The sequence below is a fragment of the Micromonospora sp. Utrum1 genome (assembly GCF_057197805.1).
Window position 1 is genome coordinate 3,351,008 of record NZ_CM170071.1, and the last position, 15,664, is coordinate 3,366,671.

The window sequence follows — 15,664 nt, forward strand, 5'->3', positions numbered from 1 at the left end:
AACGACAGGAACTCGGAGGCGTGCCTCCTACCCTGACGGCTCTCGTGGTCAGACGGAGGGAACTCAGTGCCTCGACGTCAGGTCCGGGTGTTGGCGCCCGGAAAGGTACGGGGATCGGCGTGGGTGACGGTCTCCACGGTGGCGGCCATCCTGGCCATGGCCATATCCACGGTCACGGCGATCCTGGCCCTTTGGATGAAACTCGCGGACAAGCAGCAGGACCTGTTGGCGAAGTTGTCCATCTGGTCTGCCGGGCTTGGTGGTCTGGGATTTGTCGCCGCAGTTTGCGGGAAGCTTGCTGATGTTCGAGCTGCGAGGGCGAGACAGGACGCGCAATGGCATGCGACGGTGCGACAGCTGCTGCGGGAGTGCCCCGGCGGGGTGCTGCCCAGACTGGCCGAGCTGTCCGACTCGGATCTCGGCGCTACCCCCACCCGGTACACGGCTGGCGGCGCCGCACCATATGTTCGCCGTCCCGTCGCTGACGGCAAGCTCGGCAAGCTGCTAGCCGAAGCAGGGCCACCGTTCGGGTTCGTGGTAGTCGTAGGTGCGGCTAAATCGGGCAAGTCGCGTACGGCCGCGCAGGCAGCCCGCTCAGCCTGGGGCGGAGCAGATCCTCCGATGCTGCTGCCTCGAGACGGGGAGGCGTTGGCGCAGTTGATGCGCCTGGACCCTCCGTTGGCGTTTACGACGCCTACCCCTGTCTGGCTGGATGACCTCACGGCCGCAGACCTCTCCCACCTGAGCACTGATGTCCTCAACGCCCTCGCTGAGCGTGGATGCCTGGTGGCGACGATGACCGAAGACCGCTGGAACCAGATCCTCAACACCGGTGATGACATCACTGTCACTGCACGTGCCGCTCTGCGCCGCGCCGCCAAAGTTCCCCTTGAATTCGAGCTGACGGGCTCCGAGGTGGCCGAAGCGCGGCAGTTATACCCGCAGGAAACGGTCACGGGCAGCATCGCCGAGGCTCTCGTCGGCGCCCAGGCGTTGCTGGACAAGTATCGCGCCAGCCGTAATGATCAGCCGGCGGGATGCGCCATCGTCCAAGCAACGGTGGATGCGCGCCGCGCAGGCTTGTCTCGCCCGATCAGGAGCGAGGAACTATTGCGGCTGTTTCCGCTGTATCTGCGTCGCGTCCGGGTCGACCTCGATCCCACTACCGCCCTGTTCAACGAGGGGCTGGCCTGGGCGAAGCAGCCGGTGGCCTCCCAAGTGGCCCTCATCACCAGCGTTCCGGCAGGCCACCAGATTCTGGACTACATCGTCGCAGTCGACGATGGACAAGAAGAACATGCCCCACGGCCAATCTTGGACAAGATCTGGGCCGAGCTCCTCGCAGTCACCGAAGCCCGCGACGCGGTAAACATCGGGCTTGGCGCGCTCGTGCGCGGTAATCCTGAGGCAGCAGTCGTAGCGATGCGAAAGGCCAGCGAATCTGGTCATCCAGACTTGGCGCCGGTTGCGGCGGTCGGCCTGGGGCTGCTCCTCAGCAAGCAGGGTGATCCGCATGGTGCCCGGGATGCCTACCAACTGGCCATCGACTCCGGCCACGTCCGACATGCGCCATGGGCCGCGTACAACCTGGGGCACCTTCTCAAGCAGCAGGGCGACCCGCAAGGCGCCCGGGACGCCTACCAACTGGCCATCGACTCCGGCCACGCCGACCACGCACCGAGGGCGGCAGTCAACCTGGGGCAGCTTCTCAAGCAGCAGGGTGATCCGCATGGTGCTCGGGACGCCTACCAACTGGCCATCGACTCCGGCCACGCCGACTATGCGCCAGCGGCGGCGAACAGTTTGGGCGTGCTCCTAGCAGAGCAGGGCGACGCGCATGGTGCCCGCGATGCCTACCAACTGGCCATCAACTCCGGCCACGCCGACCACGCACCGAGGGCGGCAGTCAACCTGGGGCTGCTCCTGGCAGAGCAGGGCGACGCGCATGGTGCCCGCGATGCCTACCAACTGGCCATCAACTCCGGCCACGCCGACCAAGCGCCGAAGGCCGCGTTCAACCTGGGGCGGCTTCTCAAGCAGCAGGGCGACCCGCATGGTGCCCGCGATGCCTACCAACTGGCCATCGACTCCGGCCACGCCGACCAAGCGCCGAAGGCCGCGTTCAACCTGGGGCGGCTTCTCAACGAGGAGGGTGATCCACAGGGCGCTCGGGCGGCCTACCAGTCGGCCATCGACTCCGGGCACGCCGACTACGCGCCAGCGGCGGCGATCACCCTGGGCGCGCGGCTTATCCGGCAAGGTGATCCGCAGGGTGCTCGGAACGCCTACCAGTTGACCATCGACTCCGGGCACGCCGGCCTAGCGCCGATGGCCGCGTACTACCTGGGGCAGCTTCTCAAGCAGCAGGGTGATCCGCCTGGTGCTCGGGACGCCTACCAGGCGGCCATCAACTCCGGCCACGCCGACTATGCGCCAGCGGCGGCGAACAGTTTGGGCGTGCTCCTAGCAGAGCAGGGCGACGCGCATGGTGCCCGCGATGCCTACCAACTGGCCATCAACTCCGGCCACGCCGACCACGCACCGAGGGCGGCAGTCAACCTGGGGCTGCTCCTGGCAGAGCAGGGCGACGCGCATGGTGCCCGCGATGCCTACCAACTGGCCATCAACTCCGGCCACGCCGACCAAGCGCCGAAGGCCGCGTTCAACCTGGGGCGGCTTCTCAAGCAGCAGGGCGACCCGCATGGTGCCCGCGATGCCTACCAACTGGCCATCGACTCCGGCCACGCCGACCAAGCGCCGAAGGCGGCGAACAGTTTGGGCGTGCTCCTGGCAGAGCAGGGCGACGCGCATGGTGCCCGCGATGCCTACCAACTGGCCATCAACTCCGGCCACGCCGACCACGCACCGAGGGCGGCAGTCAACCTGGGGCTGCTCCTGGCAGAGCAGGGAGACCCGCATGGTGCCCGCGATGCCTACCAACTGGCCATCGACTCCGGCCACGCCGACCAAGCGCCGAAGGCCGCGTTCAACCTGGGGTACCTTCTCAAGCAGCAGGGCGACCCGCATGGTGCCCGCGATGCCTACCAGGCGGCCATCGACTCCGGCCACGCCGACCACGCACCGAAGGCCGCGTTCAACCTGGGGTACCTTCTCAAGCAGCAGGGCGACCCGCATGGTGCCCGCGATGCCTACCAACTGGCCATCGACTCCGGCCACGCCGACCAAGCGCCGAAGGCCGCGTTCAACCTGGGGCGGCTTCTCAACGAGGAGGGTGATCCACAGGGCGCTCGGGCGGCCTACCAGTCGGCCATCGACTCCGGGCACGCCGACTACGCGCCAGCGGCGGCGATCACCCTGGGCGCGCGGCTTATCCGGCAAGGTGATCCGCAGGGTGCTCGGAACGCCTACCAGTTGACCATCGACTCCGGGCACGCCGGCCTAGCGCCGATGGCCGCGTACTACCTGGGGCAGCTTCTCAAGCAGCAGGGTGATCCGCCTGGTGCTCGGGACGCCTACCAGGCGGCCATCAACTCCGGCCACGCCGACTATGCGCCAGCGGCGGCGAACAGTTTGGGCGTGCTCCTAGCAGAGCAGGGAGACCCGCATGGTGCCCGCCATGCCTACCAACTGGCCATCAACTCCGGCCACGCCGACCACGCACCGAAGGCTGCGTACAACCTCGGTCTGCTGCCCGAGCAACGGATACCGGGCCGCCTCGACAGCAACGAGTGACAGGAACAGCGCCGGGCTCGGTGGGACAACGGGAGAGGATGGTGACGACCGGCGACCGGGGAGGACGGGTGAACCTGGATCGCGTTGGCTAAGGCGATCATCGTGCCCTTGGTGCGTGGCCTGCGTTACGGGCGGCGCTGGCACCAGCCGAGGAGCGCGCGGTTGTAGCTCCGGCCCCAGCCAAGCCAACTGGCCAGATGGCGGAAACGTCAGCAGAAAGTCAGCTAACACCTGACAGGGCCATCGATGAGCCGCAGATGGTCGCCGACCCTGCGCTGTTGCGGCCCAGGGACAGCGGCCGACACTGGATGACAGGACCGACGGCCGTTCGGGACGAAGAGGTCAGCCAGAGGGCCACGTTCACCCCTCCGACATCCGAAAGGTGGGACCCGGACGCCGCAGGCGTGACGCCGTTGGAAATCCGGGTCCGTTGAGTCGCAGTCCGCTTCTTGTCCGGACTACAACATCACCTTCAGCCGAGCAGCCGGGCCTTCTGCTGCTCGAACTCCTGGGGAGACAGCAGTCCCTGATCCCGTAGCGCGGCGAGTTTCGCCAGCTCGTCGGCGACCGACACTGGTGCGGCCGTGTGTGACGGCGCGTTGTGGCGGGCAGCGATTGCCTGCTCGATCACGGCGCGCAGCCGCTCGAACTCGGGCATCTGCTTCTTGGTGAAGACCACGGAGTTCTCGTCTCGTGCCGCATCGGTTGTCTGCTTACCGAACGCCGACCGAGACCCGCCCTGCCCGGGGATCTCGAACTGAATGAATCCGTTGACCAGGCTGCCTGCAGGTTTCCACTGCACACTGCTGACCGAGCCGAGTGGCATCCGCTTTTCGCCCTTGCCCACTGAGGCGCGGGCGAGGAAGCCCTTGCGGGTGATGGTGATGTAGGTGCCGTCGAAGTGAACCTGCCCGGTGTGGCCGTTGGCGGTCACTGCGGCGGGCTGGGCGTGGGGTGCATATGTCACGGTCATGAGTGTTGCTTGTAATTTCCTAGGTGACACCCGGGCGATCGGAGGACCACCCATCAACCGGGCAGAGGTCCAGGACGCCTGCGGCGGCGTCCGAGTGAGCAACCGCGCCGGACCAAGCTCGTCCAGCCGCTGGGTGCTCCGCCTTTACCGGGCAAGGCATGTCCACTCCTGCCGATGAAGGCAGGCGGGATGACCAGCAGGCAGGGGCGGGGCGGTGGACCGGAGCGACGGGTCGGCAAGATCGTTGGGCACACGTCGGGCACAAATGACGCCGCCTTCCGCAAATCGCCGGCGGCGTCGAAGGCCGCGTTGACGCCCCCGGGTCGCGTCCCGCCACAGGTCGCGCCACGGAGTCCGCGGCCATGATCCGGTCGAGGGCCCTCACCGCGAGTGCCGCCAGGTCGTCGGGCAAGTCGAGCCGGCCGCTGTCGAGCAGGAAGTCGGGCGCGCACCGGGAGGTGATCGGCTGTCCGCCAGGTCATTGTGCGGCCACGATCGTGGCTGCGGCGACCCCCAGGGCGGGCGAGGTCTACGTCGAGGTAGCCCTCCTTGCCGGCTTCCCGGCTCAGCGCCTCGTCATGCTCGATGCCGCCGACGTCACTAAGAGTTCCTAACAGAATGATCTCTAGATCTGTTGTCCCTTGTGGAGTCTGATCTAGGATGTCGGGCCGTGAGGCGTGGTGAGCAGCCGCCGTGGATCGTGCCGGACGGGCTGTGGCAGCGCATCGAGCCGTTGCTGCCCAAACCTGTGCGCAACCCGCGGCACCCGGGGCGTAAGCGGATCCCGGACCGGCAGGTGCTGTGCGGGATCTTGTTCGTGCTGCACACGGGCATCCAGTGGGAGTTCCTGCCCCAGGAGCTGGGGTTCGGCTCCGGGATGACCTGCTGGCGGCGGCTGGAGGAGTGGAACCGGGTCGGGGTGTGGCAGCGGCTGCACGAGCTGCTGCTGGCCGAGCTTCAGGCGGCCGGGAAGCTGGACTGGTCCCGCGCCGTGATCGACTCCTCGCATGTGCGGGCCGCCCGACGTGGCCCAAAAGCGGGCCGAGCCCGGTCGACCGCGCCCGCCCGGGCTCGAAGCATCACGTCCTGACCGAGGGCGCCGGCATTCCCCTGGCCGTGTCGTTGACCGGAGGCAACCGCCACGACGTCACCGAACTACTCCCGCTGATCGACAAGATCCCGCCCGTACGAGGCCGCCGCGGCCGGCCCCGACAGCGCCCTGACCAGCTGTTCGCCGACCGCGCCTACGACCACGACAAGTACCGCAGAGCGGTACGCGCCAACGGCATCCGCCCGCGCATCGCCCGCCGCGGCCAGCCCCACGGCTCCGGTCTGGGAACGGTCCGGTGGGTCATCGAGCGCACGATCGCCTGGTACCACGGCATGAAACGGCTACGCATCCGCTGGGAACGCCGCGACGACATCCACGACGCCTTCCTCGCCCTCGCCACCTGCATCATCACCTACCGACACGCCGCACGACTTTGTTAGGACCTCTAAGAACGCCATTCCCGGTGACGCCGCCTGCCCGTGCGGGCGACACGCTGTGCTAGCGGCCCGCCGCTCTCTTACTCGAGCGGTAGCGCGGCTACCTAAACGAACTCGCTCTGGGAAGTTCTGCCGCAACTGATCGATGTGGTCAGCATGGGCGATGATGCGGTCATGGCCGGCACCAACTGGATCCCCCTCGCCAGCACCGCGCTAGGCGCGGTCATCGCCTTAGGTGGCACGCTTCTGGCTGGCGTACGTAACGATCGCAGTCAGCGTCGCCGGGATCGGGAGTCGGACCGCCTCAAGACGTACGTCGACTTCGCCCTGGCGCTTGACGAAGCCCACGCAGCTCTGCGCGAGGTCGCCCGCACCCGGCGCGACGAGCCCGAGCGGGGCACCACAGCGTCCTCCGCGGTCCATGCGGCCGGGATGTACGGCGTGCGCGAACGCCTCCTCATGTCGGCGAGCCCGGCTTTGGTGACGGCCGGAGAGGCCGCCTTCGATCGACTGATCGGCATCCGCAACGCAGTTCGGTCCGGCGTCGTGCTGTCCACCCGCGAGTACCACGACGTGTACCATCCGTTCGCCGAAGCGCTGTGGACGTTCCGGGTCGCAGCCAGGGTTGAGCTCGGCCAAAACCGTCTGAATCCAAATGATCTCAACCGCGGGTCCTGGTCCGAACGGGAGCGGTGCGCGCTCTGCGGCCAGGTCGGCGATCTCGTCTGAACGGGCGCTCCTGTCGGCGCACATTCAGTGACATCATCGTCACATGGCGAGCAACGGTCGGACCCCGGTCCGGGTCCTTGCCATCGACACTCATTGGTCATCGGCGCGTGGCGGCGTCAGCACGTTCAACCGCGAACTGTGCCTCGCCCTGGCCGACTCAGGCGCCGCCGACGTCTGCTGCCTGGTCATCGATGCCGACCCGGACGAGATCGCGGCGGCGCGGGATGCCGGAGTGCGGTTGATCACTGCTGGGCGCCGGCCTGGATGGACCGAGAGCGAGCTTCTGATGCGGCGCCTGCATTCGCTGGGGGACTGGTTGCCCCAGATAATCATCGGCCACGGCCGGGTGACCGGGCGCTCCGCCGAGACGCACCGGGACGACTCGTTCCCCATGGCCGTGTACTTCCACGTCGTCCACACTGATCCGGACCGGATGGGAGGGGACCGAGCCGAGATCAAATGGGAAGAGGAACTTCCACAGATGGTCACGGCGGATCGGGTGCTGGCGGTCGGTCCAGCGTTGTGGCGGCGAGCTGAGAACGACCTGCGGTCGAAAGTTCCCGTCCCGATCCGGCTAGATCCCGGTTTCGACCTCATCGGCGAACCGGCCCAATGCCCTCCGCCGAGTGGCGCCCGCAAGGTCCTCATCGCGGGCCGGCTGGAGGACTACGACATCAAAGGTCTCGATGTGGCCGCCCGGGCGGTCGCCGAAGCGATCAACCTGTGTGCCGGCAGCACACGCGGCGTGGCGTTGCGTCTCCGAGGCGTGCCGCCGGGCGAGCAAGCCAAGACCGAGGAGAAGGTTCGGCAGTGGGCGGGGTCAGCTCTGCACATCGACCTACGCAGCTACTCGAGAACAGCAGCAGACCTGCAGGACGACCTACGCCGGTCCGTTCTCGTTCTGATGCCATCTCGAGCGGACGGATTCGGACTCGTCGGGCAGGAAGCGATCGTCGCGGGCGTCCCGGTTCTGGTCAGTGAAGAGAGCGGCCTCGGGGAGCTGCTGTGCGACGAAGCGGCCGACCTCGCTCGCGACTTGGTGCTGCCCGTGCACCGCGACGGCCAGGACATCCGGCCGTGGAGCAAAGCCATTGCCGCCGTCCTCGACGCTCCTGAGGCCGCCTTCGCGCGAGCCGCCGAGCTTCGGGAGCGGATGAGCCGGAAACGAAGCTGGGCGGAGGCCGCCCAGCGGGTCCTGCAGGCGTGGGCTGCGTCGCCCCGCCGGATCGGTCGGGATCCGCTGGTGAAGCTTCCTCCCCGGACGGCGCTGCTCTGCGCGGACGGGCCCGCCAGTCGTGCCTTCATGGATCGGCTACAGCCGGTGTTACGCGACATGGTCGACCACATCGATCCCCAAGTGCCGCCCGACGGCGGGGCCGCGAAGCCCGGCCGGGCCGGCGACTCTGGGGCCGCTTGGAGTCCAGACATCGTGCTGTGCGTGCTCGGTGAGGACAATAGCGGCGACGGCCGCCCGCGCGGGCTCACCGACACGCTGACCGAGGCCCGTCGCCTCCGCCGGCCGGTTGTCCTGATCCAGATCAGGCCGGACGCGGCACCCCCGATCGACCTGCCGGGCAGCCACACGATCGACGCGACCGTTGATTTCCTCGAGTCGCTGACGGAACTGAGTAGTCACCTGGCCGGTCTCAACGACGGCCCCTCGCCCGCCGTAGAGGTGGTGCAGGAGGCGGCCACAGTGACTGCGGAGCCGACCGAGTCCGGCCGTGCGGCGTCCGGGCGCGGATTCTTGCCGATCAACGAGATGCCTGGCATCGCGTCGGCTCGGTTTTACGACCGCGCCGAGACAGTGGCCCTGGTCCTGCGCGAGCTGGTCGGCACCAAGTACCGGCTAATCATGCTGAAGGGCCAGGACGGGGTTGGCAAGACTGCGGTCGTCCGGGCGATCCGCGACGGGCAGGAGGCGGCCGAGGAGCCATCGTTGCGCTCCCTGCTCTACTTCTCCGTCCGCGGCTACCGGTGGATCTCGGCGGCGGCGCTGCTGGCCGACCTGGTCGATCTGGCCGACGAGGCCGACCGGGAGCCACTGCTCACGGAGGTGAGTACGGCGCCGTGGCGAGCGGTCGCCGACAAGGTCATCTCGAAGCTCGGAACGGCTCCGGTCGCGGTGGTGATTGACGATGCCGACCGCCTCTTCGACCAAGACGGTAGGTGGACCGACCTCGACCTCCGCGATCTCATCACCCATTTGGTGAGCACCTCGGGTCATCCCGTCTCGGTGCTCATGCTGGTCCGGAAGGTCCCGGCCGCACTCCGAGCCGGTCGGCACACGATGCTGGTCGACATGGAGGATGGCCTGCCGTTCCGCTTCGCCGAGGACCTGTTGCGCAAGATGGACGCCCGCGGCACGCTGGGGCTGGCCACGGCCTCTACGGCGCAGTTGGAGTGGCTCCACGACGGAACTGGCGGGTTGCCCCGCTCGATGGAGCTCGTGGCCGGGCTCCTGACCCTCGATAGGAGCCAGACTGTCGATCAGGTGGCCGATCTGCTGGAACATGCCGACGACGCACCCCGAGCGCTATTCGCCGAAATCTTCGGCCGGCTAAGGCTGGAAGAGCGCCGGGTCCTGCAGGCACTGGCGGTCTTCGTCCGTCCGGTTTCCGCTGACGCTGTGGCAGATCTGCTGGCCGAGGCGCACCCGACGCTGCGAGCGGCGGCGTCGCTGGAGTACCTGCGGCATGCTCGCCTTGTGCACAGCTACGGCGATCGCTACTACCTCCCGACGCAACAAGCCGATCTCGCCCTGTCCACGCTGCCGACCGAGGAGAGCGCCGGGCCAGCGAGCCTGCTCACCAAAGAGCACCTCCGGCGGAGGGGCGTGACATATTTCCAATCCCACCGCCGGGAGCCGGCGAACGCCATCGGCGATCTGTGGCCGCAGTTCGGCGAAATCGAACTGCTGATGCGGACGCATGACTGGGACGAGGCGATGAGCCTAATGAACGAAATCGATGACGCGTATCTGTCGCGTTGGGGACAGAGTCATGTCCTGACGTCATGGCGTAAGACGTTGAGGTACGTCCTGGATCGGCCGGAGTCGCACGGCTCCAACCTGTCTTACCTGCGAGCGGCCATGCGCCAGTACGACGGGGACACTGGTGGGCTTGAGGATGTCGACGAGGCTTACGGCTTGGCGCACACGCTGGGCGATCGGAAGAACGCCATTGTCGTCACCGTACAGTGGGCCAACCTGCTAGCCGACCGCGGCGAGCTGGCCGAGGCGGCGGAAAAGTACGGCGAAGCGATCGACGAGTCGCAGATTTACGGTCAGCCCGGCCTTGAGGTAAAGGCAAGGACCGGACTGGCCACGTGCGCCGCCAAGCACGGCAACTTCGATCTCGCCGAGCACCAGATGGACGAGGTCGCCCGGCTGAACGACAGCATGAGCGTAGGCCCGAGCAGCGACGATCGGCGCGCCTCCCAGCTGATTAACCAGGCGTGGTTGCGTAGCCTACGAGGCGACCACGTGACCGCCCGCGGACTGCTGCTGAAAGCGCGGGTACTAGCGGAAAGATCGTGCAACGACGCGCGCAGCGCCTGGGTGCTCGGTGGTCTGGCCGCGAACGCGCTCGCCACGGGCGACTACAAGCGGGCGACCCGGCTCGCCCAAGAGGGCGCGCGGACAGCCCAGCGGCTGGACAACCACCGGCTGCTGCGGGAAATCAACGCGACCCGCGGCTTCGCCCTGCTCGCTGCCGGCGACCTGGCGGCGGCGGCAGAGGTCGCCGACACCGCCGCCGGTTACGCCTCGCCGGTGACTGCGGTCAGCGCGTTAAACCTGACCGGCCTGGTGGCTTTCCGCCAGGGCCGGAATGATAGGGCCCGCGCCGCGTTCCGCGCTGCAGCTCGGCAGCTGTGGTCGAGGAACCAGCGAAAGGACGACTATCAGCTGCTGGACGCCGAGGGGCTGGCACTCACCGGCTTGGCGTTGGTTGATGACGCTTTCCCGGACGAGGCGGAGCGCGCCTTCCGCCAAGCGCGCGATCTCACCCGGGAACGGGGCGTCGTGGACCATAACGAGTTCTTGCTAGGCCTATTCGGAGATGACGCCGACGAGGCCATCCTAGCCCCGATCAGGGCCGCTGCAGGGATCGGCTTCTAGGCTTGGCGTCAGGCGGCCAGGATCAGCGCCCACCGTGGTGCTCCGAATGGTGGCCCGTCCAGGTCAGCCCACCATTCGCCGCCGACCTCCCGGATGGCGACGATGGATACTCGCAGTTGGTCCTTGAAGCGCGCGGGGTCGCGGTACGTCAGGTAAACGTACTGACCGGGCACCAGGAATCGGGCCTCGGGATTGAACTCGCAATCGACTTGCCAATGGCTGCGTGACCAGCGTGGGTCATCGTTGTCGGTGAAGCCGTTGACCATCGTCACCACCCGTCATTGACGGTATGCGGATCGTATCGAGCGGGTCCATGACGACATTGACGGCAGAACACCGCCGTTCACCTAGTACGGACGTGTCGTGGTCCGGCCCTGGGACACGCCCACGCGATGGTGGTATCGCGGCAGGGCATGACCAAAGATCTACGGGCATGCCGCCACTGGGGAGGATCGCCACCACGGGAACGATTCGCGCCGTCATCATCGATCCGCTGCCGCTGCTGCGGCACGGCGTCGCCGGAGCGCTGGCTGACCTCGACTGCTCAGTGGACACCCCGGACGACCTGCTCGCCTGGGCGCGCGGCCCGGCAACCCGAGTGGTAGTGCTCAGCCTCAGCGGCTCCGCCGAGTGGGATCTGCTAGCCGACCTGCGCACCGGCCGACCGGAAGCCCTTCTGCTGGCCCTGCTGGATCGGCCGGACACCCCGGGGTACGTCCGAGCATTCCGCGCCGGAGCGATGGCCGTCCTGCCGCGCCAGTGCACCCCGGACTCGCTGCGGCAGTCACTGGCCGCGCTGCTCGGCGGACTCTCGATCGTCCCGGTCATGGCGGTTCGGTCGCTCGCCGCGGGAAGCGCCTCGGCCGACGACCGGCCGTCGCCGGAGGAACTGGCGTGGTTGCAGCGGCTGGCCGGTGGCAGCACGGTGGCCGAGCTGGCGCGGACCGTAGGCTACTCCGAGCGGATGATGTTCCGCCTTCTCCGCGCTCTCTACCGCAAACTGTCGGCGCGCAACCGCACCGAGGCCCTGATGTACGCACAGAGCAGGGGCTGGATTGAGTCGGCGGACTTGTGATCCACGCGTGGGATGAAGATGCCGGCCGCCCGGTAAGCCGCATCAGCGACGAGCAGTCGCACTGATTGGCCGGATCGCCGGAGTGCGGGTCGGTGCAGGATTCGCCGAAGTGATGTGGGTGCCGAGTTGGTTCACGGCCCAGAAGATGGCGAGTCGTCACGGCGGGCCGCCAGCCAGCGAAGAAGGGTCGGCGAGATCACGGGCGCCCCGGGCGGCAGGCCGGCGCCGACCAACGGTGTCATAGCCACAGACGAACCTCGCCATTGTGGTGTGCGCCCACTCGCCGCCATGGCACTCAGTGCTGACGATCTATTGGGGTCTCTAGGATCGGCGTCATGGAACAACCGCCCGGGGCCTATGATCATTCACGCCGGTGGACCCTGAGTGCGGCGGCCCTTGGTCGCCGGCATGATCGAGCCATGGTGTCGGTCCATGAGCGTCTGCACCACAGAACGCCCTGGGGCCTGCTCACGCGCTTCGCCAAGGATCTCGCCGAACACGGTGTCGCTCCCGATCGGCTGCTACGTCTCTTTCGGTACGGGCGGGACCAAGTGCGACGGGTTCATGAGGGTTTACGCGACGACGCTCTCCATCAAGGCCGACCCCTATGGGCAGGAATTTCTGCAGGAGGCGCCCGGCTACCGCGATCACTACAAGCGCGGCCGGGCCCTCATGGGCGAAGTTGAGTTCGACTTCGGCCGTTTCGTCATGGATGCGCTTCTCCGCTTCTGCATGGCGCCGGCGGCATTCTTGCCCATCATGAAGAACGGGTTTGACAAGCTGCGCATCGCTGATATCGGCGGACTCGATGTCTCGCCGGATCAGCGGCTCGACAAGCTGTCGGGATTGCGACTCCCATCGTGGAACCCGGAAGGGTTAACGAGTATCTCGAGCCCGGCGGAGCTGGACGGCTTCTACGATTCGGTGGCTCGGGACATGAACCGCCTCGGTTTGCCGACGCTCGATTCCGCGGCACGGCGGGAATTCCTCCGGCACCTTCTGGGCGAGGTCGAACGGCTCGCGCCGACCCTGCGTGAGCGGATTGAAATCGATGACGTTCGCGACCCGATCCTGGATGATGTTGACGAACACGAGCGGGAGGTCCTGCTGCTACGGGACACCGGACCCCTCCCGGTGGACCTTGTGCCCTTGGACGACCTGGCCGAGCGCGCTGCGGACCTGGTCGGCTCCCACCCCCCGCCTCGGCGTCCACGTGATCGTTCTGTGGGTCCGCGCCGATCTGCTTAACCGGCAGCTCAGCTGGCCCGATGCCCCCACCGGCAAGAACGAGTTCGTCGTGGCCGTCGCGTCCGGAGGGCCGGTGGCTCGGCTTTGCCGGTTTCCGGTCTCCGAACCTGGACCGGTCCTGGACGCGTTCACCATGCCCACCCTGTGCCTGTCGACCGCGGCCACCCTGATGAGCGTTCCGGCCGAGTTCAGCCCGGCCGGGATCACGCGCCTGTACGCCCTCGCCGATCGGCCGGTGATGCCTTTCCTTCTGCGTCAGGGCGCCGTGGCCTGGAACGTCGGCACCATCAGCGGTCTGCGTCGGCTACACGGCGCCAGCGTCTTTCCCGGCATCGTGTGGTTTCAGATCACAGGCGACGCCGGCCGGGCGTACCTGCTGCGATGGCTGCAGTCGCTCGGACGTCCGCCCGCCACCATGGCAGCAGCCTTTCCTTCTCGCCCTTCGGTACGGGCGGAGACGTTCGGTGCAGGTGCATATCGGACCGCCTTCTGAGCGATGATGACCACAGGCGGGCGGTCTCAAGCCTCTGCCGGCTCTTCCGCGGCTTCCTGGGCAAGCGGCGGCCGCCGAATGGCACTAGCCCCGACGGCCCTGATGCTCCCTACAGCAACGGGGCCCAGGCGGCTAGGGACAAGGCCGGGAAAGCTCCCGGACTAACGCCCGACGTCAGTGACGTGGACGGACCCGCTAGACGGGGCGCCCAGAACTTGGCCTCCACGATGCTGTGCTGGAGAGGCTGGCCGTCCGGCAACTCGAGTCCTTACGCTTCGGTCATGCATCCCGAGGATGATGGTGGATCCCTTGCCGTGAACACTGTGGTACCTACGCCCAGCGGTTGGACCACGGTTGGGGGTCTGCGAGCCGGCAGCACTGTCTTGAGCGAGAGTGGTCACCCCATACAGTTGGCCGAGGACGCAGAACTCTTAGAAGGGGCGGATTGCTATGCGATCACCTTCTCCGATGGCGAAAGAGTTGTTTGCTCAGCCCGCCAAGCGTGGACGTTGGAGCGGCGGACCGGCAAGGGGACAAGATTCGATACAGTCAGGGCGACCAGTGAGCAGGTGAGCCAGGATTATCTACGGCCATCGGGGGACAAGCGTTATCGGCTGTCCGCTGGCGTGGAGTGGCAATTGCCTGAACGTGAGCTTGCCGTTGAGCCGTATCTCTTGGGCCTTTGGTTGGGTGATGGGAAGGCGCGCGATGCTGGTATCGCGATGGACTATCGTCTGCGTGGTGAGTACGAAAATTTGCTTAGCCAGTTCATGCATCCACATGAAGAGGTTGTCTGGGAGAAGGAAAGGGGCAACGCTGGAGTATTTAGGATTCGGCGGCGCCGCGGCCTTTGTCCCTGGGGTCATGAGTACGGCGAAGACATGGTCCGCCGGAGTTGTGGCCCTTGCAGGCGGGGCGAACCCAGGGCCGGGCGCAACGAATCTTTACGGGAACGTCTACGCATGGTTGGCGTACTCGGGCGGAAGTACGTTCCCCTGGATTACTTGAGGTCGTCGGCCGAGCAACGCCACAGTCTGCTTCAAGGACTGATCGATTCTGATGGTAGTTTGGAACGGGCAGGAAACAGTACGCGTGCATGCTTCACGAATGCCGACCGGCGGCTAATCGACGATGTTGAATATCTGCTTACTACTCTCGGTTATAAGTGGTATGAAAGGTATGATAAGCCGGTAAATGCCTGGCGGGTCTACTTTGTGCCCTGTGCAAGTAGGCCAGTCGCGCGACTGGCCCACAAGGTCGCTGCCCACGAACTGACCGGCAGCAATCCGCGCTCCCGACGTCGCCATATCTCAACGGTCGAGCGAGTGGCGTCTGTACCAACGAAGCGCCTCGGTGCTGGTGTAGAGAGCAATATGTTCCTAGTAGGTCGGCGTGCAGTACCTGCCCATTTTGGATCCCCGTCTGCTCGGGGCTGACGCTCGAGAGCGGGTCACGTGCCGATGCTGCCTTGCCGCTGTCGGACAGCAGGGACACGAAGCTGTGCCGCGGCTCGCGGGGAGTCCAGTCGCGCGGGTCAAGGCCCGCTTTGGCGGCGACCGGACGGAAGGCCCGAAGCACATTGTGCGGGTCGAGGGCCGTGCCGGCGGCGGAGGGGACGACGAGACGGTCGGCGGCAGGCCGGTCGGCGATGGTTGACCGGCTCGGCGAGGCAGCGAGAAGGCAGCGAAACCCGTATCAAGGGCTGCGGGTCACGTCCGCGCTGGTGGTGTAGGAGACGGCCATCGCGGGATCCGGCTCGGTCGGATCCCGGGTCGTCGCCGGTTCCTTGCCTGGGTCAGAGAGAACAACGCCCAGGACTTGCTCGATATCGAGCGAGCGTTCATG

Annotated in this window: 10 protein-coding genes and 1 pseudogene; 8 read left to right on the plus strand and 3 right to left on the minus strand. The window is 66.9% G+C overall.

From position 1 onward, the window contains the following. Window positions 1-123: 123 nt before the first annotated feature. The gene (locus tag AC0OLQ_RS15895; RefSeq protein WP_484531969.1) at window positions 124-3,693 is read left to right on the plus strand and encodes a tetratricopeptide repeat protein; all 3,570 of its coding nucleotides are present in this window, start codon (window positions 124-126) and stop codon (window positions 3,691-3,693) included. 472 nt (window positions 3,694-4,165) lie between these two features. On the opposite strand, the gene AC0OLQ_RS15900 is transcribed toward AC0OLQ_RS15895, so the two are convergent. Then, complete coding sequence (locus AC0OLQ_RS15900; RefSeq protein ID WP_484531970.1) at window positions 4,166-4,666, minus strand: DUF4429 domain-containing protein; 501 nt, start codon at window positions 4,664-4,666, stop codon at window positions 4,166-4,168. 697 nt (window positions 4,667-5,363) lie between these two features. Between AC0OLQ_RS15900 and AC0OLQ_RS15905 the strand changes: the two genes are divergently transcribed. The 3 genes from AC0OLQ_RS15905 to AC0OLQ_RS15915 all read left to right on the plus strand — a co-directional run bounded on the left by AC0OLQ_RS15905 (window position 5,364) and on the right by AC0OLQ_RS15915 (window position 11,003). After that, window positions 5,364-6,157 (plus strand): IS5 family transposase gene (locus AC0OLQ_RS15905; RefSeq protein WP_484532360.1). Its coding sequence is split into 2 segments (ribosomal slippage): window positions 5,364-5,697 and window positions 5,697-6,157, totalling 795 coding nucleotides; the frame shifts between segments, so codons are not numbered across the junction. 171 nt (window positions 6,158-6,328) lie between these two features. Continuing rightward, window positions 6,329-6,883 (plus strand): hypothetical protein, encoded by a 555-nt coding sequence (locus AC0OLQ_RS15910; protein ID WP_484531971.1) that lies wholly within the window; start codon window positions 6,329-6,331, stop codon window positions 6,881-6,883. A gap of 43 nt (window positions 6,884-6,926) precedes the next feature. Further along, entirely contained in the window at window positions 6,927-11,003 is a 4,077-nt protein-coding gene (locus tag AC0OLQ_RS15915; protein ID WP_484531972.1) for a glycosyltransferase, read from the plus strand. Between the two features lie 8 nt (window positions 11,004-11,011). On the opposite strand, the gene AC0OLQ_RS15920 is transcribed toward AC0OLQ_RS15915, so the two are convergent. Beyond that, window positions 11,012-11,278: a hypothetical protein gene (locus AC0OLQ_RS15920; RefSeq protein ID WP_484531973.1), complete on the minus strand. Its 267-nt coding sequence runs from the start codon at window positions 11,276-11,278 to the stop codon at window positions 11,012-11,014. Between the two features lie 158 nt (window positions 11,279-11,436). On the opposite strand from AC0OLQ_RS15920, the gene AC0OLQ_RS15925 reads away from it, so the two are divergent. The 4 genes from AC0OLQ_RS15925 to AC0OLQ_RS15940 all read left to right on the plus strand — a co-directional run bounded on the left by AC0OLQ_RS15925 (window position 11,437) and on the right by AC0OLQ_RS15940 (window position 15,255). Further along, the gene (locus AC0OLQ_RS15925) at window positions 11,437-12,078 is read left to right on the plus strand and encodes a DNA-binding response regulator (RefSeq protein ID WP_484531974.1); all 642 of its coding nucleotides are present in this window, start codon (window positions 11,437-11,439) and stop codon (window positions 12,076-12,078) included. A gap of 501 nt (window positions 12,079-12,579) precedes the next feature. Continuing rightward, on the plus strand, window positions 12,580-13,326 hold the full coding sequence (locus AC0OLQ_RS15930) for a hypothetical protein (protein WP_484531975.1): 747 nt from the start codon (window positions 12,580-12,582) through the stop codon (window positions 13,324-13,326). Continuing rightward, on the plus strand, window positions 13,292-13,819 hold the full coding sequence (locus AC0OLQ_RS15935) for a hypothetical protein (RefSeq protein WP_484531976.1): 528 nt from the start codon (window positions 13,292-13,294) through the stop codon (window positions 13,817-13,819). Before AC0OLQ_RS15930 ends, AC0OLQ_RS15935 begins: the two co-directional genes overlap by 35 nt. 962 nt (window positions 13,820-14,781) lie before the next feature. Next, window positions 14,782-15,255 (plus strand): LAGLIDADG family homing endonuclease, encoded by a 474-nt coding sequence (locus tag AC0OLQ_RS15940; RefSeq protein WP_484532361.1) that lies wholly within the window; start codon window positions 14,782-14,784, stop codon window positions 15,253-15,255. A gap of 34 nt (window positions 15,256-15,289) precedes the next feature. Here the strand turns inward: AC0OLQ_RS15940 and AC0OLQ_RS15945 are convergent. Then, window positions 15,290-15,509 (minus strand): annotated as a pseudogene (locus AC0OLQ_RS15945) (site-specific integrase); the annotation flags it as partial. Window positions 15,510-15,664 lie beyond the last annotated feature (155 nt).